The organism is Streptomyces sp. UF-297, assembly GCF_058245575.1.
Window position 1 is genome coordinate 109637 of record NZ_JBSIBZ010000006.1, and the last position, 18550, is coordinate 128186.

13 protein-coding genes are annotated in these 18550 nt (G+C 74.2%); 5 read left to right on the forward strand and 8 right to left on the reverse strand.

The window, feature by feature from the left end:
- Positions 1–64: 64 nt before the first annotated feature.
- The 3 genes from rbfA (at position 65) to AC4IJH_RS06075 (ending at position 1927) form a co-directional block, all read left to right on the forward strand.
- Positions 65–520, forward strand: a complete 456-nt coding sequence (gene rbfA, locus AC4IJH_RS06065) for a 30S ribosome-binding factor RbfA (RefSeq protein ID WP_490850474.1) — start codon at positions 65–67, stop codon at positions 518–520.
- Complete coding sequence (gene truB, locus AC4IJH_RS06070; protein WP_490850475.1) at positions 517–1446, forward strand: tRNA pseudouridine(55) synthase TruB; 930 nt, start codon at positions 517–519, stop codon at positions 1444–1446. The genes rbfA and truB overlap by 4 nt, the downstream gene beginning before the upstream one ends.
- An 85-nt stretch (positions 1447–1531) precedes the next feature.
- Entirely contained in the window at positions 1532–1927 is a 396-nt protein-coding gene (locus AC4IJH_RS06075; protein ID WP_490850476.1) for a hypothetical protein, read from the forward strand.
- Between the two features lie 85 nt (positions 1928–2012).
- On the opposite strand, the gene AC4IJH_RS06080 is transcribed toward AC4IJH_RS06075, so the two are convergent.
- From AC4IJH_RS06080 to AC4IJH_RS06100, 5 genes are read right to left on the reverse strand one after another with little or no spacing between them, the layout of a single operon-like run.
- Entirely contained in the window at positions 2013–3203 is a 1191-nt protein-coding gene (locus AC4IJH_RS06080; RefSeq protein ID WP_490850477.1) for a hypothetical protein, read from the reverse strand.
- A 20-nt stretch (positions 3204–3223) separates the two neighbouring features.
- Complete coding sequence (locus AC4IJH_RS06085) at positions 3224–3829, reverse strand: hypothetical protein (RefSeq protein ID WP_490850478.1); 606 nt, start codon at positions 3827–3829, stop codon at positions 3224–3226.
- Between the two features lie 23 nt (positions 3830–3852).
- Complete coding sequence (locus AC4IJH_RS06090; protein ID WP_490850479.1) at positions 3853–4572, reverse strand: hypothetical protein; 720 nt, start codon at positions 4570–4572, stop codon at positions 3853–3855.
- Complete coding sequence (locus tag AC4IJH_RS06095) at positions 4569–5864, reverse strand: hypothetical protein (RefSeq protein WP_490850480.1); 1296 nt, start codon at positions 5862–5864, stop codon at positions 4569–4571. Before AC4IJH_RS06095 ends, AC4IJH_RS06090 begins: the two co-directional genes overlap by 4 nt.
- Positions 5861–6172 (reverse strand): DUF6317 family protein, encoded by a 312-nt coding sequence (locus AC4IJH_RS06100; RefSeq protein WP_490850481.1) that lies wholly within the window; start codon positions 6170–6172, stop codon positions 5861–5863. The genes AC4IJH_RS06095 and AC4IJH_RS06100 overlap by 4 nt, the downstream gene beginning before the upstream one ends.
- Positions 6173–6721: 549 nt before the next feature.
- Between AC4IJH_RS06100 and AC4IJH_RS06105 the strand changes: the two genes are divergently transcribed.
- Positions 6722–10858: a serine protease gene (locus AC4IJH_RS06105; protein WP_490850482.1), complete on the forward strand. Its 4137-nt coding sequence runs from the start codon at positions 6722–6724 to the stop codon at positions 10856–10858.
- A 197-nt stretch (positions 10859–11055) separates the two neighbouring features.
- Positions 11056–12054 (forward strand): bifunctional riboflavin kinase/FAD synthetase, encoded by a 999-nt coding sequence (locus AC4IJH_RS06110; RefSeq protein ID WP_490850483.1) that lies wholly within the window; start codon positions 11056–11058, stop codon positions 12052–12054.
- Positions 12055–12197: 143 nt separating this feature from the next.
- Here the strand turns inward: AC4IJH_RS06110 and AC4IJH_RS06115 are convergent, their stop codons facing one another.
- The 3 genes from AC4IJH_RS06115 to eccE all read right to left on the reverse strand — a co-directional run bounded on the left by AC4IJH_RS06115 (position 12198) and on the right by eccE (position 18271).
- Complete coding sequence (locus AC4IJH_RS06115) at positions 12198–15812, reverse strand: SCO5717 family growth-regulating ATPase (RefSeq protein WP_490850484.1); 3615 nt, start codon at positions 15810–15812, stop codon at positions 12198–12200.
- A gap of 411 nt (positions 15813–16223) precedes the next feature.
- Positions 16224–17096 carry a hypothetical protein gene (locus tag AC4IJH_RS06120; RefSeq protein WP_490850485.1) on the reverse strand — a complete coding sequence of 291 codons (873 nt, stop codon included), beginning with the start codon at positions 17094–17096 and terminating at the stop codon, positions 16224–16226.
- On the reverse strand, positions 17096–18271 hold the full coding sequence (eccE, locus tag AC4IJH_RS06125; protein ID WP_490850486.1) for a type VII secretion protein EccE: 1176 nt from the start codon (positions 18269–18271) through the stop codon (positions 17096–17098). Before eccE ends, AC4IJH_RS06120 begins: the two co-directional genes overlap by 1 nt.
- Positions 18272–18550: the final 279 nt, after the last annotated feature.

Here is an 18550-nt window from a genome sequence, read left to right on the forward strand (position 1 = left end):
CGCCGGCTGAGCGCGTCGTCGGCGCCGCAAGCACAATGGTGGAAAACAAGAAGGAGACGGACCAGTGGCCGACAATGCGCGGGCGAAGAAGCTGGCGGACCTCATCCGGGAGGTGGTCGCCCAGAAGCTGCAGCGTGGAATCAAGGATCCCCGGCTCGGCACGCACGTGACCATCACGGACACCCGGGTCACCGGCGACCTGCGGGAGGCGACGGTCTTCTACACGGTCTACGGCGACGACGAGGACCGCGCCAGCGCGGCAGCCGGACTGGAGAGCGCCAAGGGCATCCTGCGCTCCGCGGTGGGCGCGGCGGCGGGGACCAAGTTCACGCCGACCCTGACCTTCGTGGCGGACGCGCTCCCGGAGAACGCCAAGACGATCGAGGACCTGCTCGACAAGGCGCGGGCCTCGGACGCCAAGGTGCGTCAGGCGTCCTCGGGCGCGACGTACGCCGGCGAGGCGGACCCGTACCGCAAGCCGGGCGAGGACGACGAAGAAACGGGCACGGCTGCCGAATGAAGCAGAAGAACCAGGGGCCGGACGGGCTTGTCATCGTCGACAAGCCGTCCGGCTTCACTTCGCACGACGTCGTGGCGAAGATGCGGGGCATGGCCCGTACCCGGCGCGTCGGGCACGCCGGCACGCTCGACCCGATGGCCACCGGCGTGCTCGTCCTGGGCATCGAGCGGGCGACCAAGCTGCTCGGGCACCTCGCGCTGACGGAGAAGGAGTACGTCGGCACGATCCGGCTCGGGCAGGACACCGTCACCGACGACGCCGAGGGGGAGATCATCTCCTCCAAGGGCGCCACGGGGATCGCCCGGGAGGCCATCGACGCCGGGGTCGCGGAGCTGAGCGGCGCCATCATGCAGGTGCCGTCCAAGGTCAGCGCCATCAAGATCGACGGCAAGCGGTCCTACGCGCGGGTGCGCGGCGGCGAGGACGTGGAGATCCCGGCGCGGCCGGTGACGGTCTCCTCCTTCGCCGTCCACTCCGTGCACGAGGCCGAGGCCGAGGACGGCACGCCGGTCACGGATCTGCTGGTGTCGGTGGAGTGCTCCTCCGGCACCTACATCCGGGCGCTGGCGCGTGACCTGGGCGCCGGGCTCGGCGTCGGCGGTCACCTCACCGCGCTGCGGCGCACCCGGGTCGGCCCGTACAAGCTGGACCGGGCCCGCACCCTGGAGCAGCTGCAGACCGCGGTCGACGACCCGGACAGCGAGCTGCCGGTCATGCCGATCGGCGAGGCCGCGGCGGCGGCGTTCCCGCGCTGGGACGTCAGCCCGCAGCAGGCCCGGCTGCTGGGCAACGGCGCGCGGATCACCACACCGGAGGAACTGCGCGGCACGACGGGCCCCATCGCGGTCTTCGGGCCCGAGAACCGCTTCCTGGCGCTGATCGAGGTGGCGGGCGGCAAGGCGAAGAGCCTGGCGGTCTTCGGATAGCGAACGGCCCTCTCGCGCGGGCCCCGGTTACACTCTGGGGCCCGCGCGTCCTCGCGGGGCGATGGAGCGGACACAGGGGGCTGTGATGAGTGACGAGCGGCGGATCGCGGACCAGGAACTGCTGGATGTCGCCCAGGACTTGGAGCAGGCGCGGCGGCTGCGCAGGGCGCTGAAGACGCTGGCGGACGACCCGGCGGCCGACGGCACGCTCAAGGAGATGGCGCGCCATGTGCTGGCGGGGCGGGTGGGGATGAAGGACGCCCTGGCCGACCCGGTCTACTCCGAGGCGCTCGGCGGGCGGGTCCAGCAGATCATGCGCGCCGCCCGGGAGCAGACGCCCGAGCAGCGCGAGGCGCAGCGGGAGACGGCGCACAAGTGGCTCGCCGAGCAGGCCCGCGAGGAGGCCGACGAGGACGCCGCCGTGACGGGTCCGCCCGCGCCGCAGCCAATCTTCGGCACCCGGCCGCGGCACCGTCCCTGATCCCGGCGGTACGTCCACTCAGGGGTGATGCGTGGGGCCCGTACGGTTGCGTACCGTACGGGCCCCACGCCTTGCGGTATGCGGCTCAACTCCCGTCGCGGGCGGCCTTGGTGAGGCCCGCCCGCTCGGCGAGCGCGTCCGCCTCGGGGGTGGCGCGCCGCTTCTTGCGGGCGGGCTTGCCGCTGGCGTGCAGCATCGGGACCGGGCGTGCCCCGTTTGGCCCGGAGAGCGCGCCGCCGTAGCGCAGGTCTCCGGCGAACCAGTAGCGCTCATGGGCCCCGGCGTGGCCGCCCATTCCCGCGGGCCGCAGCGGGATGTTCTGACCCTTGCCTGGGCGCAGGACGACGCGGGCCTGCCGGTCGCGCATCGCCTCGCCGGGCATCTCCTGCCACGGGTAGACCCGCAGGACCTTCCCCAGCCGGCGCGCGCTGTACAGGCCGATCCCCGCGAACAGGAGGGTGAGGGGCGCGAAGATCATGAGCGTCCCGGCGACGGGCACCAGCGGATCGGGGTCCTTCGCGAGGCTGATGGCCGTGAAGAAGACGGCGAGCACGGCGAGTTGGCCGTACAGTGCGAGACGGCGGCGCGCCATGACGCGCCGGTAGCCCGCGGCCGTCTCCGGGTGGTGCAGGGCGACCTTGGCCAGGCCGCCCGCCGGGACCGGGCCGCGCTCCAGCTCGCTCGCGGGCGTCGCCACCCGCGCGCCCACGGCGAGTGCCCGGCGCCGGGCCTCCTCGCCGAGCGGGCCGTCGTAGGCGGGCAGCCGCGGGTCGCCCGCGGAAGGCTGGGCCACGTGGGTCATCCGCCGCGGGCCGGGCAGCGCGAGGACCGCCACGAAGCGCGGGTCGCCCGCGAGCCACACCTCGCAGGGCAGCGCCTCCCGCGTCGTCGGCCGGGTTCCGGCGGACAGCCGGACGGTCCGGCGCGGGTCGTCGGGGTCGGGCAGGACGAGCTGCGGCCGCCCCGTGGAGTCCAGGCGCAGCGCGCCGTACAGCCGCTGCCAGGGGTAGGTGCGCAGTACGGTCCGCCGGTGGTGGGCCAGGCGCGCGCGGGTGGCGGCCCCCGCGCACAGGCCGCCCGCCACGGCCGCCAGGATGCTGAGCGTGGGGATGCCCCAGCTCACCATCGGTACGGGCAGCAGCGCGAAGCCGACGAAGAGCGCGGCGCACAGCGCCAGGAATGCGGCGGTGCCCGCCCACGCCACCACGACCGCGCGGCGGGCGGCGCGGGCGGTGGCGGGGTGGGCGAGCGCCGTGCTGAAGGAGGTGGGGTCCATGGAAGGCGTACCGCTGCCCGTCAGCCGACGCGCGCGCCGACGGCCCTGGCCCGCTCCCGCGCCTGGGGCCCGACGCCCTTCTTACGGGGCGACATGCGGGAGTTGAGGGCCTCGGGCTGGGCGACGTTGATCAGACGACGGGGGCCGGGGACGGCCACGACGGCCAGGAAGCGGGGGTCGCCCGCGAACCAGATCTCGTCGAGGGCCTGGGACTTGACCTGGCGGACCCAGAAGGTGAGGCCGGAGCCCAGCCATGATCCGTACGTCAACGAAACGGTCTTGTCCGGGTGTTCGGGATCGGGGACGACGAAGAGCACGGAACCGTTCTTCGCGATCCTGGCCGCGCCCGGGAAGCGCTGCCAGGGGTACGTCCGCAGGACCCTGCGCATGCGGCGGGTCTTGAGGAGCCCGCCCAGTGCGTGCACCGCGAGCAGGGCGAGGAAGCCGAGCAGGATGACGTGGAGCCACACGAGCCATACCGGTGTCATGACGGCCAGAAAGACCACGAAGACCCACAGGGCGCAGCACAGCGCCAACTGGCCGACGCGCATCAGCAGGTGAGCGCGCCAGGCGCGGGGGGTCGCCGGATCGTCGTACGCCGTCTCGTACTGGGGGAGCGTGGCCATCATCAGCTCACTTCGGGGTCGGGTCAGCCGAAGGCCGCACGCGCGGACGCGTCGGCCTCGGACTCGGGGATCTGCGCGCGGATCTCGTCGGGCAACGGGTTGTCGAAGCTGACAGTCTCGGCCACCGCCCGGTGGATGTCGCGGAAGTACGCGTGTCCGTCGCGGGCCGTGGTGGTGAGGGTGAGCACGGCCAGCGCCTTGCCGTCCGGGAAGGGGAGGTAGGCGGTGACCTCGTAGACCGAGCGCCGCTGCGGGTCCACGGTGGCCGGGTACTCGATGACCCCCTCGACGAACGCGCCGGGCCCGCACGGCAGGCTCACCATCGAGACCGGCAGCACGCTGCTGCGCGAGGTGGCGGCCTTGGCGGCGGCCAGCTTGGGCGGGGTGAAGGGGATCTCCTTGCGCGCCAGGGTCAGGACGGACTCCAGCAGCGCGCCGTCGTCGCCCTCGTGGGCGCCCAGCGCGAAGTGGATCACACCCTCCCGCGGCATGACCCGGGCCAGCGCCTGGGCGGTCTCCAGCTGTTCCTGGAGGACGGGCCGCTGCTCCTGGGGCGCCAGCTCCAGCAGTGAGGCCATCACCTCGGCCTGCCGGACGCCCTCGGGGGACTGCGGGGCGGCCAGGAAGCTGCCGAGCGGCACCTCCGTGTAGCCGGGCGGCAGCGCGAACCACAGGTCGCAGCCCAGGGCGAGGGCCGAGTCGTCGATGACGTAGGTCGGGTCCGGTACGGTCTCGATGCTCACCTGGTCACCAGTCCGATGGTCCGCATCAGGGTGCTGACGTGGGCCGCTCCGTCGAAGCTGCCGGCCCGTACGCCGTCCATGCCGGTGGCGACGTTCTCGGCGGTCGGGTGCTTGATGTCGTCCCAGGCGTTCTTGGCCACGCCGTAGGTGCCGGTCAGCGCGCCCGCGCCGCTGACACTGGTGTCGACGACCTTCGCGGCGAGTTCGGGGTTGGAGGCGCCCTTGACGAGCCAACTCGTCAGCGGGTTGGCGCCGTTGCCGATGCGCTCGGCGGCGACCATGGTGTTGCTGCCCGTACTGGCCAGCTTCTGACCGAGGCTGAGGGTCTCCGCTCCGGCGCTGGCGGCCCGGGCGGTGCCGTTGACACCGCGGGCCAGCGCGGAGGCGCCGGGGACGACGCCGAGGGTGTCGCCCACCACGCCCACCGCGTTGCTCCAGAAGTCCGAGTCGAACTCGCCCTTGGTGAAGCCGTCCTTGAGGGAGGCGCGGACGGTCGGGTTCGCGAGCCGGGTGCCCAGGGCGCCGGCGCTCGCCGCGGCGGCGGTGAGCAGGAGGATGGGGCCGACGGGGCTGGTGGCGAAGATGGCGATCAGACCCGCCACCGCCGCCACCGCGCCCAGGATGTCGGTGATGTTGTCGCCGACCCAGTCCATCGCCTTCTCGAACCAGTTCGGCTCCTCGGGCGCGAGCTTGTCGGTGGCGTCGCGGATCGTGCGGGCCTTGCCGCGGGCGTCGGAGGCGTGTTCCTCCTGGAGCTCGTGGGCCCGCTTGATGACGGCGTTGTAGGCGTTCTTGGCGTTGTTGACCGCGGTGCGGGCGTCGTTGAGCGCCTCGGTGGCCTTGTTCAGGCGCTTCTGGGCGTTCTGCAGCTCGGCGCCCTCGTTGAAGGTCTGGCCGGCGAGCTTGAGGTCGGGGTTGCCCGAGGCGGTCTTCTCCTGGCCCTCGGCGCCGGCCAGCTTCTCCTTGGCGGCCTTGGCCTCGCCGTCCAGGGTCTTGGCGCGGTCCTGGTAGCCGCTGAGCGCGGACTGCCAGGAGGAGAGCGCGGTGGCGGCCTTGGTGATGGAGGTGTGGGCGTTCTTGAGGTTGGTGGGCAGCGCGCCGTCCAGCTCCTGGCGGAAGGCGACGGCCGCATCCCCCTCCCAGGAGGTGCCGCCGCGCAGCTTCTCGATCATCCGGTGCGCCTCGGAGATGGTCTCCGCCGACTTCTTCAGCTTCGTGGCCAGATCCGAAACCGTGGTGACGGTGCCGGGGGCGGGGTTGAATCCCAGATGGGTGTACGGATTCGCGGTCACTTTCCGCCTCCCTTGCCCGCTGCCTGCCGGAAGCCGTCCGCCAGGGCCTTCTCGACCTCTTCGTAATTCTCTTTGCTCTGATTGACGGTTTCGGCGAGCTTGCCGGTGTGCTTCGCGATCTGTTCGGAGCCGTACTTCCAGTGCTCCTGGAAGTCGTTGCAGGCGGAGTCCAGGTCCTTGGTGCCGATGCCGTCCGGCGAGGCGGCCTGCATCAGTTTGCGTACTTCCTCGAGTGAGGCCTTGGCCTCGCGCAGCGATTTGGAAAAATGTCCCAATTCGCCCGTGTCTACGTTGAAGCGGTCGCCCACTTCGGCCTCCCCGTGTGCCTCACTCGATCACTAATTGCCTCAGCACCATACGAAAATCGCGCGGAATTTCAAAAGGGCGACGGCGGGAAGAATTCGATCAAGAAGTCGACGGGTGACGGGTGGTGAGGAATGCGGCAGAAGCGGGTGCATTGTGGGGCAAAGGCCTGGCAAAGTGGAGGCTTTGCGTGATGCTCCCCGAGGAATGTCAACGGCCTTGTCGCACGCGCTTTCTGACGGGGCGGCAGCGACGCCCGGGCGGCGGGGGAGCGGCCGGCGGGGGCGCGGGTGGCGCCCGTGCGGTCCGCCGCGTACGGGAGCAGGGCGGAGCGCGGGCCCGGCGGCCGGTCTCCCCTCCGGCCGCCGCGACCCGCGTTCCGCGACCCCCCTCCTAGGGTCTTTATCCGCTCCGCTCCCGCGATTCACCCCATCGAGCAGGCGCTTGGGGTGAATGCCGGGCGTGGACGGGGGCGCTTTCGGGCCGCGATCTGTGCCGCCCACCGGGTGCCGCCTACGGTCGAAGCACGGGGTATGGCGGGGAGGAAACGGCTTATGGCGGCGCGGAGTGCCGACGCGGACAAGGCGCTCGTACGGATCTGTGACCTCGCCGGGAGGCCGCGCGGCACGGGATTCCTCGCCGACGACCTGGGCACCATGGTCACCAGCCACGAGGCCGTCGACGGGCTCGTCCGGCTCGTGCTGCACGCGCCCGGCGACCGTACGCAGCTGGTGGAGGCCGACGCGATCACCGCGCTCCCCGAGGCGGGCCTGGCGCTCGTCCGCACCGAGGGTCTGGTGCTGCCCCGGCTGCCGATCGCGGCGGGCGGCGCGGACGCGGAGCACCGTGGCCGGCAGGTGCTGGTGCGGGCGGGGACCTGGCTGGATGCGCGCGTGGTGGGCGGGGTGTCGGTGACGTACGCCGCCACCGACCGCTTCCATCTGCTGGACTGCGCACTGGAGTTGTCGTTCAAGGGCGAGCGCCGGGGCGAAGGGCAGCACGAGCAGGTGGCGGGCAGCCCGGTGATCGACGCGGACACCGGCGCGGTCCTGGGCGTGATCGGCACCGCGCTGCACTGCGGACACCGCACCGGCGCCCTGGCCGTCCCGCTGCGCACGGCGGCGGCCGAGGCGCCCGGCGGCCCGCTCGCGGCGCTGCTGGAGCGCAACGGCGCGACCGTGCCCGCCTTCGGCCGGGACCTCAACCTCGCCGGTGCCCTCCAGCTGACCGCGACCTCGGTGGGCACCGCGGGCGGCCCGTGGGCCTGGCGCGACCCCGTCGAACGCCCGGAGATCCGGGCCGAGTTCGGGCGGTTCTTCGCGCCGGGGGCGTCACCGGCGTCCGTGCTGGCGCTGGTCGGCGACCCCGGTACGGGCCGTACGACCGAACTGGCCGGACTCGCGGCGCGGCGGGCCCGCGGTGCGGCGCCCGCGCCCACGGTGTGGCTGCGCGGCGCCGACCTCAAGGCGGGCGACGGCAGCATCCGCAACGCCGTGGAGCGGGCGCTGCGGGCGGCCGGGCGGATCGTGGCGGCCTCCGAGGAGCGGGGCGCGCAGGGCCCTGACGCGGGCGGCCCCGGGCTCGCCACCCCCGACGCGGTGGCGCGCCTCGCGCGCGAGACGGGCCGCGGGCTGCTGGTCGTGCTGGACGGCCCCGAGGAGATGCCGCCGGTCCTCGCCCACCTGCTGCCCTCCTGGACGCGGGGGAGCGCGGCCTGGCTGCGCGAGACGGGCGCCCGGCTGGTGATCGCCTGCCGCCCCGAGCACTGGGAGCACGCCGGCGCCCTCTTCCCCGCGGGCGCGCTGCACCGCCCGCTGCACCCGGCCGACGTCCCGCCCGGTGCCACCGCGCGGGCGCTGCCGGACTGCGTACGCCTGGGGGACCTGCCGGAGCGGGAGGCGCGGCGGGCCCGCAAGCGCTACGGCGTCCCCGACGGCATGCCGGACGCGGCCGACGCCCGCCACCCGCTGGCGCTGCGGCTGCTGGCCGAGGTACGCGGCGCGCTGCCGGACCGGGCGGTGGGGACGGGGCCCCAGGCGCTGGGCACCCCCGACCGGTACGAGATCTTCTCCGCCCATCTCGCGCTGCTGTGCCTGCGTATCGCCGTGCGCCTCGCCGCGGCCGAGAGCCCGCCGGTGCGCGGCGCCGCGGTGCGGCGGCTGGCCGCGAAGGTGGCCGGGCAGGCCCACGAGGCGGCCCGCCGCTGCCTGGGCCCGGGTCACGGCGAACTGGACCGGGAGTCCTTCGAGGAGATCTTCCCCTGGCGCACGGGCTGGGCGTCCGCGGCGCTCACCGAGGGGCTGCTGGTGCCCGCGGGCGCCGGATACCGCTTCGCCCACGAGGAGTTCGCCGACTGGCTCCAGGGGCGCCACCTCGACCTGGACGCCGCGCTGCACATCCTGGTGCACCGCTGGCAGCTGGCCGAGCGCCGCAGTGGCGAGGACCCCGTACGGCTGCCCTCCCGGCCCGGCCGCCGGGCGCCCGGACCCGGCGGCTACGCCCCGCCGCCGCAGCGCACCGGACGGGGACGGCGCCCGGCCGCCGCCCCCTCCCCGCGGCCCGCCGAACAGCCGCGTACGCTCCCGGTCCCGCGGCACCGCGTCGGCCCGGTCGTCCAGGCCCTGCTGGCACTGGGGCGCGGCCCCGGAGAGGCCGAACTGGCGCGCAGGCTGCGGCACTTGGTCATCGCGGTGGACGTACTGACACCCGATCCGGAGCAGGACCCCGATCCGGAGCAGGACCCCGGGCCGGATCAGGGCGCCGGGCGTGAGGCGGGCGCCGGGCGGGCCGCGGACCCCACCCGCGGGGCCGACGGCGCGCTGTGGTGGGCCACCCATCTGCTGGGCGAGGTGCTGCTGCGGGTGCCGGACGGCGGCCCCTACAAGGACGTGCTGCGGCTGCTGGCCGAGCGGCTGGCCCACCGGGCCGCGGCCGCCGGGGGCCTGCACCGCGCCGGGCTGGACGCCTTCGGCCCGTGGTTCTGGCTGCGGCTGCCGCTGGAGCGGGCCGACCTGGTCGAGCTGCTGCGGCTGCTGCTCCCGGCGGACGACCCGCTGCCCCCGCCGGGCTGCGGCGAGCGTCCCGAGCGCTTCCTGGACGCGGTGAGCGATCTGCTCGCGGCGGACCCGGAGGGCGTACAGCCGCTGCTGTGCCGGTGGTTCGACGACGAGCGGGCCCTGCAGGAGCCGCTGCGGGAACCGGGGCGGCCCGCCGGGCCGCAGACGGAGGGAACCGATGCGCCAAGGGCGGCCGGCGGACGGACAACGGGCCGATCCGCGACGGCAGATGACAGATTCCGTGCGACAAGTGACGAAGTCGGAAAGGAAAACGACCGCGGTGGGCAGGGGGACGACGGCGCGCAGCGCATCCCGCTGGTCCCGGCCCGCCCCACCGTCGCCGCCGCCGCACAGGCCCTGCTGCACACCCACCGTCACCGCGCCGTCGACGGACTCACCGAAGCACTCGTGCGCGCCGCCCACCCCAGGGCGGACGAACTGCTCACCGCCCTGGCCGAGGACGAGACCTCCGCCGTCTGCCGCGCCGTGGACCGCTGGTCGCACGACGAACGGCCCGAGCGGCACGTCGCCGCGGCCGCCTACGGGCTGCTCGCGGCCCCGTACGCGCGCAGCGCCGCCGACCGCGAACTGCTGCGCTACGCCGCCCTCGCGCTGCTCGCCCGCCCCGCCGACTGCACCCTGCACGGCGCCGCCCTCGCCCTGCTCGTACGCGACCAGCACACCCGCTCCCAGCACCTGCCCCAAGCCCTGGACCGCTTCGCCGCGGGCGACCCGCGGCTGCCGCCCGCCGCCCTGGGAACCGCCCTGCTGACCCACCCCGAGCCGGTGCTCGCCGCCTTCCAGAGCCGGCTCCAGCACGGCAGCGAGCCCAGCGCCCGCGCCGTGCTGGGCACCCTCGCCGAGGTCACCACACCGGCCCTGGCGCGCCGCGCGGCCGCCCTGGTCAGGGAGTTCGCCGAGCGCAGGCCCGAAGGCGACGCGCAGGTCGCGGCCTTCGTGGACCGCAGGCTCGAACACGGCCCCGGCGCCCGCGCCGTGCTGTACCCGCTCGTCGTCGACCTGCTGACCACCCGCCCCGCGCGGCTGCGGCGCGCCCTGGCGCCGGTCCTGGCCGACCCGGGCACCGACACCTCCCGCCCGCTGCGCGGCGAGCTGCTGGAGGTGCTGCTGGAGCGCGAGCAGTACGGCGCCCCCTCCTACGAGCTGGGCGGCCCCGACACGGGCGTACTGGACGCCCTCCTGCGCGCGGCGGCCGACGGCGCACACCGCAGGGCCGAGGCCCGCAGCCGCGACCTGGTGCACCGCGTCGGCCTGCTGCTGGTGCGCACCCCCGAGGGCGCGGCCTGCTTCGACCGGCGGCTGGTGGAACTGGGGCGCACGGTGCCGGGCTTCGCCGCCCTGGTCCGCGGCTGGGTCGACTCCGCGCCGGGGGAGTGGGCGGCGGTGGTGGGGCCGAGCGCCCGCCATATGTGCGAGCAGCTGGCGGGAGAGCGCGGCGCGGGCGGCGGCCGGCGTACGGAGCGGTGCGGGCAGGAGGCGCCCACGGCGGCGGACCGTACGGCCACGGGCCGGCCGCAGGCGCAGCGTCCGCGCGCGCAGCGGCCGGAGGCGGAGTGCGCCGGCGTGGGCCCGGCGAACACGGAGCGTGCCGAAGCGGGGCGCCCGGGAGCCTGAGGCAGAATGCCGCGGACACCCCGGGGGACCTGTCGGGCGGCGCCCCGCACCCCTCGGTATTGCGTGCGTATCGCCGCCAATCCCCGCGAATCGCCGTCGTTCGCCGCAGATCGCGGGGGCGCTGCGGCACCGGCGGCCAGGCATGGCAGTCTTGGACCTGCAGTATCGGGCACAGACATTCGGCGAGGAGCGGCACAGTGCAGCGCTGGCGTGGCTTGGAGGACATCCCCGAGGCCTGGGGGCGCAGCGTCGTCACCATCGGCTCGTACGACGGCGTGCACCGAGGGCACCAGCTGATCATCGGGCGGACGGTGGCTCGCGCCCGTGAGCTGGGCATTCCCGCGGTGGTGGTCACCTTCGACCCGCACCCGAGCGAAGTGGTGCGCCCCGGCAGCCACCCGCCGCTGCTCGCGCCGCACCACCGGCGCGCCGAGCTGATGGCCGAGCTGGGCGTGGACGCCGTCCTGGTGCTCCCCTTCACGACCGAGTTCTCCAAGCTGGCGCCCGCCGACTTCGTGGTGAAGGTGCTGGTCGACAAGTTGCACGCGCGCGTCGTGGTGGAGGGCCCCAACTTCCGCTTCGGGCACAAGGCCGCCGGCACGGTCCAGTCGCTGGCCGAGCTGGGCGGTACGTACGACTACGAGGTCGAGGTCATCGACCTGTACGAGCGCGGCACGGCGGGCGACGGCGTGCCGTTCTCCTCCACGCTCACCCGCCGGCTGGTCGCCGAGGGCGAGGTCGCGGGCGCGATGGAGGTACTGGGCCGTCCGCACCGCGTCGAGGGCGTGGTGGTACGCGGTGCGCAGCGCGGCCGCGAACTGGGCTTCCCCACCGCCAATGTCGAGACCCTGCCGCACACGGCCATCCCGGCGGACGGCGTGTACGCGGGCTGGCTGCACGTCGAGGGCGAGGCGATGCCCGCGGCGATCTCGGTGGGCACCAACCCGCAGTTCGACGGCAAGGCCCGCACGGTGGAGGCGTACGCCATCGACCGGGTCGGCCTGGACCTGTACGGTCTGCATGTCGCCGTGGACTTCCTGGCGTACATCCGCGGGCAGGAGACCTTCGCGTCCATCGAGGCGCTGCTGGAGCGGATGGCCGTCGATGTGAAGCAGGCGCGTGAACTGATCGCGGCGGCCGATGCCGCCGCGGTGACCGGGGCCGATGGGGGCGACGGTACGGTTTCGTCCGCGTGAGGTGATATCCGCGTACGAAGGAAGGGCTCGCACCGTGAAGACGGTGCGAGCCCTTCTGCTGTTCCTGGCGCCGCTGCCGACGGGCCGCTCCTGACCGGCTGAGCGGCTCACCGGCTGATCGGTGGGTCAGGAGCGGCCGTCGGCTACTGCTGCTGGGGCGGCTGTTGGGGCCACGGCTGACCCGGCTGCGGCTGTTGCTGCTGTGCCGGTTGCTGGGCCTGCTGCGACTGCTGGGCTTGCTGGGGCTGAGCTGCCTGCGGGGGCTGCTGTTGCGCCTGCTGCTGGCTCTGCTGCTGGCCCTGCTGGGTCCAGCCCGCGGGGATCGGCGAGGAGGCCTGCTGCGGGGCCGCCTGCTGAGGCGCGCCGCCCTGCGCGGGCTGGCCCGGCTGACCCGTCTGCCACTGCGCGCCCGGCTGCGGATAGCCGTAGCCCGGCTGTTGCTGCTGCGGCTGCCCGTACTGCTGCTGTTGCTGGGGCTGTTGGGGACCCGGCCTGCCGTACTGCGGCTGCTGGCCCGCCTGTTGGGGCGCGCCGCCCTGCGCGGGGGTGAAGCCCGGCGGCAGGTCGTGCGGCTGCGGGTGGCTGGGCAGCGGTGCGGTGGGCTGCTGTTGCTGCGGCTGCTGCGGCTGCTGGCCCGGCTGGACCTGCTGGCCGCCCTCGCCGTTCCATGCCCCCGGGGCCAGCCCCTGCGCCTGCTGGACGCGCGCGAAGTCCTCGGCGACCAGGGTCGCCAGGTGGAAGTACGCCTCGCGGGTCTTGGGCCGCATCATGTCGAGGTCCACCTCGGCACCGGCGGCCAGGTGCTCGTCGAAGGGCACGACGACGACGCCGCGGCAGCGGGTCTCGAAGTGCGCGACGATGTCCTCGACCTTGATCATCTTGCCGGTCTCGCGGACCCCGGAGATGACGGTCAGGCTGCGCTGCACCAGGTCGGCGTAGCCGTGCGCGCCCAGCCAGTCCAGCGTCGTGCTGGCGCTGGAGGCACCGTCCACCGACGGCGTGGAGATCACGATCAACTGGTCGGCCAGATCGAGCACTCCGCGCATCGCGCTGTAGAGAAGGCCGGTGCCCGAGTCGGTGAGGATGATCGGGTACTGCGCGCCGAGCACGCCGATCGCGCGCCGGTAGTCCTCGTCGTTGAAGGTCGTCGAGACGGCCGGGTCCACGTCGTTGGCCAGGATCTCCAGGCCGGAGGGGGACTGCGAGGTGAACCGGCGGATGTCCATGTAGTTGTGCAGATGCGGGATCGCCTGCACCAGGTCACGGATGGTCGCGCCGGTCTCGCGGCGCACCCGGCGGCCGAGCGTGCCGGCGTCCGGGTTGGCGTCGATCGCCAGGATCTTGTCCTGCCGCTCGATGGCGAGCGTGGCGCCGAGCGCGGTGGTGGTCGTGGTCTTGCCGACACCGCCCTTGAGGCTGATGACCGCGATCCGGTAGCAGGACTGCACCGGCGTACGGATCAGCGCGAGCTTGCGCTGACGCTCTTCCTCGGCCTTCTTGGCGCCGAGCTTGAAGCGGGACGGCTGGGCCGCGGGCTGCGACTTCTTCTTCTTGGGCTGGTTGCGCAGCAGGCGGTCGGAGGTGAGGTCGACCTGTGCGTTGTAGCCGAGCGGGGCGCCCGCGATGGCCTGCCGCGCCTGGTGCTGCGGGTCCGGGGAGCCGGTCTGCCAGCTGTCGGCGCGGGCTCCGGTGGCCTGCTGGCCCGCCAGGGGAGTGGGGACGGAGGGCTGCTGGGCGGCCGGGGGCTGCTGGTGCTGCTGAGGTTGTTGCTGGGGCTGGCCCTGGTGCGGCTGCTGCGGCTGCTGGTAGGACTGTGCCGCCTGCTGGTGCTGTTGCTGCTGGTTCGGGTGCGGCTGCTGGGCGTGGGGCTGCTGCTGGGCCTGTGCCTGAGGCTGCGCCTGCTGAGGCTGCTGGGCCTGCGGGTGAGGCTGTGCGTACGGCTGCTGGGCCTGTGCCTGCTGCTGGGCGGCGGCCTGTGCCTGCGCGGCCTGTGCCTGTGCTTGGGCGTGGGCCTGAGCCTGCGCCTGGGCGTGCGCCTGCGCCTGGGCCGCGTACGCCTGCTGTGCCTGTGCCTGCTGCTGCGCGGGAGCCGCCTGCTGCGGGTAGCCGTAACCACCCTGCTGCGCCGCCGCGTTGGGGTACCCCGCCTGCGGGTGGGCCTGCTGCTGCGGCATCGGCTGTGCGTACGGCTGCGGCTGGGCCTGCTGCGGGTACTGCTGTCCCTGAGGAGCGGGCTGCTGGCCCGGAACCTGGCCCTGCGGCTGCGGCTGCGGCTGCGGCTGCGGCTGCCCCTGGACCTGACCCTGCCCCTGCGCCGCCGGGTACGGCTGCTGGCCCGGGTAGCCCTGCTGCTGGGCCTGCTGCGGCTGCTGCTGAGCGGGCGCGCCCTGCTGCGGCTGCATGTAACCGCCCTGCGGAGCGGCCGAGTTGGCGACCGGCTGCTGCGGGTAGCCGTAACCGCCCTGCTGCGCCGGCGCGTTGGCCTGCGCCGGAGGCTGTACGGGCTGCGGGTAGCCGTAACCGCCCTGCGCGGCGGCCTGCTGTACGGCCTGCGGGTAGCCGTAGCCGCTCTGCGCCGTGGCGGGGTCGGGCTGCTGCTGAGCGGGCGCGCCCTGCTGCGGATATCCGTAACCCGCCTGCTGGGCAGGCGCGTTGGCGGCGGCCGGCGGTGCGCCCTCGGCCTGCGGCATCGGCGCGGAGGCGGGCGCGGTCGGGTCGGCGGGAGCCTCGGGAGCAGCGGCGACGGGGCTGTTCGGGTCCCCGGCGGCCACCTCCGCAGCCGCGGAATCCGCGGGCGCGGCCTCGTTTGCCGCGGCTTCCCCGGCACCGGACGCCACGGGCTCGTTCGCCTCGGGCTCCGGCTGCGGCGCGGCCTCCTGGCCCGCTTCCGCGCTCGGTTCGGCGGCGGAGGAGGCGGAGGAATCGTCTCCCCACAGACCGGCGGAGGGGTCCGTACCCGTACCGCTGCGCACCTCGCCCACGGCGGGATCGGCGCTCACCGGCTCCTCCGCGGGCGCGCCCGCGGAGGGGAACACCGGTGCGGCGGGGGCCGGTTCGGCCGCATCGGCGGCCGCGGGCATCCCGCCCGTACCGACCGAAGCACCTGTACCGACCGAAGCACCCGTACCGACCGAAGCGGCGGGTACGGAGCCCTGCTCAGCACCTGCCTCGGAGTCATTGGCGTGCAGCACCGGGAAGGCGGGCGCCGGACCGGCGTCCGGCACCGGGGCGGCGGCGTCGTCGGCGAGCTGCTCGGCGACGGGCGTGGCAGGTACGGGAGCCTGCGGTGCGGGCACCGGTGTCGCGGGTGGGCCGGGAGCGATCAGGGACGAGGCGTCGGGTGCGGGCGGCGTCACCGGAGCGGGAGCCGCCGGAGCCGGTTCCGCGGGTACGGGCGACGGCGCGGGCGCCACCGGGGCACCGGCGTTCGGCGCGACGGGCTGCGGAGCCGAGGGCGGCAGCGCCCCCGCGCCGTTCGGCCCGCCGTACGACGCGTCCGGACCCTGACCGACCGCCGGACCCTGCCCGGCAACCGGCGCCGACGGCTGCGCTACGGCGGGCGGCGGCGTCACGGAAGGTGTCGCCGGCGCGGGCGTCGCGGGCGACGGCGCGGGTGAGGACACCGCACCGCCACTGCTGTCGTTCTGCGCGTACCAGTCCGGTGCGGCGAAGTCGATCTGGAACTCGCCGGTCATGTCCAGCTCGGAACCGTCATCCAGGTCGGTCCTGTCCGGCCGGAAATCATCCCGATCGCTCACGGTGTCTCCTGGTCTAGTGAAACGCACCTGAACGGCAGGACCGGATACAGGCGAACTTTTCTGTCAGAGCAGACATAGGCAGCACAGCTGACGAAGCCGACACGGCTGACGCAGCGGACACAACCGACACAGCCGACAAAGGGGCACGTGCGCTCGTGCCGCAACACCACTGTCTCCCCGTTCCTGGGCGCTCGCGTCGCCCGCATGCACCACTGTCGCTCACCAGACAGCCTAGTCGTGCGGTGCAAGTGATAGGGACCCCGGTTCAGGCCCGCCCGCCCGGCCCCGCAGGCCCGGCGGGAACGGAATATGGGCCACAGCGGGGGATCCCGCGGCAGCCCATATCGATCCGGCATCATCCCGGCATCGGCCCCGCAAAGAGTCGATCACCGGTCGAGGCGCGGGCGGTTGTCAGTCCATCCGGCGAGGCCCGCCCAGCAGACCCGTCTCCATCTCGGTGGGCTGCGTCATCACGAACTGCTGGTGGTCGCGCGTGCACCACAGCATGGTGTTGTCGCTCAGCTGCGGCAGCGTCGCCGCCACCTCGGCGGGCAGCCGCAGAATGCGCCGGGCGACCTCGGCCTCCTGCGGCGAGAGCCGCTGGAGCCCGATCAGATCGGCGCGGCGCAGCAGTTGCGGCGCCTTGGGGCCCATGAAGGGCAGCAGCGTCAGCGTGGTCTGCCAGGGCGCGGGCGCCAGCTGGCCGCGCGGTGGGCGGGCGCCGCAGTCGCGTACGACCAGCACCGGGCTGGAGACCGACGGGCCCTGCGGCGCCAGCTGCCGTACGTCGTGGACCGTGACGCACTGCTGGCCGCCGCCCGCGGACTGCGCCATCTGCGCCCAGGCCGGCGGGCGGGCCGACTCGACCGCGACCCGGGCCCCGGCGGCGACCGTGCGCAGCGCCAGGACCTGCGCCATCCACATGCTGCCGACCAGGACGACGTCCAGCGGAGCGGGGCGCAGCAGGCTCAGTACGGCGGGCTGGTTCTGCGGGTCCACGCCGATGACCACGCCGTCGTCGCCGACCGGCAGCGACAGCGAGGCGAGGGTCTCGGGCGCGACGTAGTGGTGCTCGCGGCGCGGGCCGCGCAGGCCGAACCCGGGGCGCGCCGCCCGCTCGGGCGCGGTGCTCTGCGCCTCGTCCGGCTCCTGGCGGGGGCGGTGGCTGGGCGCCGCGTGACCGCCGCCGCGCGGGCGCTGCTGGCCGTAGGGCCCCTGGCCCTGGGCCTGGAAACCGCCCTGGTTGTTCCAGTCGGCGCGCTGAGGGAATGCGGGCGCGGACATCAGCGGGTACCTCCGAGGGGAAGCGTGGCCAGCAGGCCGGGCAGCTGCTCGCGGTCGAGCCGCACCAGCCCCATCTTGACCGAGTTCAGCTTCTGCTCCAGCTCGCGCTCGGCCTGCTTGAGTTCGTTGTCGCTACGGCAGGAAAGGCGGATGTAACCCGACATTCCCACCGAATGCTCACTGCCCCGCGAGAGGGAGAGAGCGAAGGACGTCGCCATCGCCCGGGTGCCGCCCGCGAGTTGGGCCAGCGCGCCGAGCGGTGCGGCACCCTGGCCGTTGCCCAGTTGCGGCCAGCGGCTGACCCAGTACGAGGTGTGCCAGCGGTCGTCGCAGCGCCAGGCCCGGGTGGTCTCCTGGGTACGGCGCGCGGTGCGGCCGTCCCGGTCGGGGGCGTTGGTGGCCCGCGGGTTGATGCACACCGCGGTGCTCAGCGCGGAGACGACCTCGCGCTCGTCCAGCACGCTGGCGCGGAAACCACGGCTGTTGAGGCGGCTGGCCAGCTGGTCGGCGACGCGCAGCAGCGCCCGCTGCGCACCCTGTATCCCGCCGCCCCGCGACTCGATCGCCTCCGGGCACAGCTCGGGGTCGAGCTTGAGCGCCACCCAGGTCAGCTGCGCGGCAGGGGTCTTGGTCTGCGCCTGGAGCGTGGCGTACGAGCGCGCCGCGACGGCCTGCTCGGGCAGGTGCGGCGCCGGGGCGGGCTGGGTGTACTGGACGAACTGCACCGACTCCAGCCGGATTTCGTCCACGTCCAGCGAGGCCTGCAGCAGGTCCAGCGGCAGCGGGCGGGTGCCCGGCTGCGGCCGCAGCGGATCGTCGCGCACCTCGATCCGTACCAGAGCGGTGAGAAACGTACCGTCTCCGACAAAACCGACAGGGCGCTGCTCGCGGTCGGTGTACTCGTACGTCCGCAGCGCGGGGTCGGCCTCGACCAGGGGCGCGAACGCCACATCGACCGACGCCGGCACGGCCTCGGCCGAACGATGCCTGCGCTTCATGGCCCGTATCGTCGAGATCCACTCCGGCAGCGGGATGCGCCGGCGCCGGCCGAGCGCGAAGACGATCAGCAGGACGCCCACGACGCCCGCGCCGATGGCGGCCGCGGGGTGGATCGCCCAGCCCACCAGGGCCAGGGCCAGGGCGACTTCGATCAGTGCCAGAGTCCGTACGCGCACGCCGGCGATGGACAGGGCCCGGGTGCGCAGCCGGGGGGAAACCGGTCCGGAGCGCGCCGGTTGGGACTGCGAGCCGTGCGATCCGGCAGGGGCGGGGCCCGGTGGCCCTCCGCGACGGGCCGTCCCGGCGCCGCGCGGCTGTGATCCGTTACGGCGTCGGCTCCTGGTTGCGCTGGGCATCCCCCGACCTGCTCCTCTACTGGTTCTGTTACGTGCTGGTTTGACTGAGCTGCATTGAGTGGACTGCTATGTCCGGTACTCCGCCAACTTCGCCGCGGG

Coding starts and splice junctions, on each gene's coding strand:
- truB (WP_490850475.1), top strand. CDS start 517: ATGAAGCAGAAGAACCAGGGGCCGGACGGGCTTGTCATCGTCGACAAG.
- AC4IJH_RS06075 (WP_490850476.1), top strand. CDS start 1,532: ATGAGTGACGAGCGGCGGATCGCGGACCAGGAACTGCTGGATGTCGCC.
- AC4IJH_RS06080 (WP_490850477.1), bottom strand. CDS start 3,203: ATGGACCCCACCTCCTTCAGCACGGCGCTCGCCCACCCCGCCACCGCC.
- AC4IJH_RS06085 (WP_490850478.1), bottom strand. CDS start 3,829: ATGGCCACGCTCCCCCAGTACGAGACGGCGTACGACGATCCGGCGACC.
- AC4IJH_RS06105 (WP_490850482.1), top strand. CDS start 6,722: ATGGCGGCGCGGAGTGCCGACGCGGACAAGGCGCTCGTACGGATCTGT.
- AC4IJH_RS06120 (WP_490850485.1), bottom strand. CDS start 17,096: ATGTCCGCGCCCGCATTCCCTCAGCGCGCCGACTGGAACAACCAGGGC.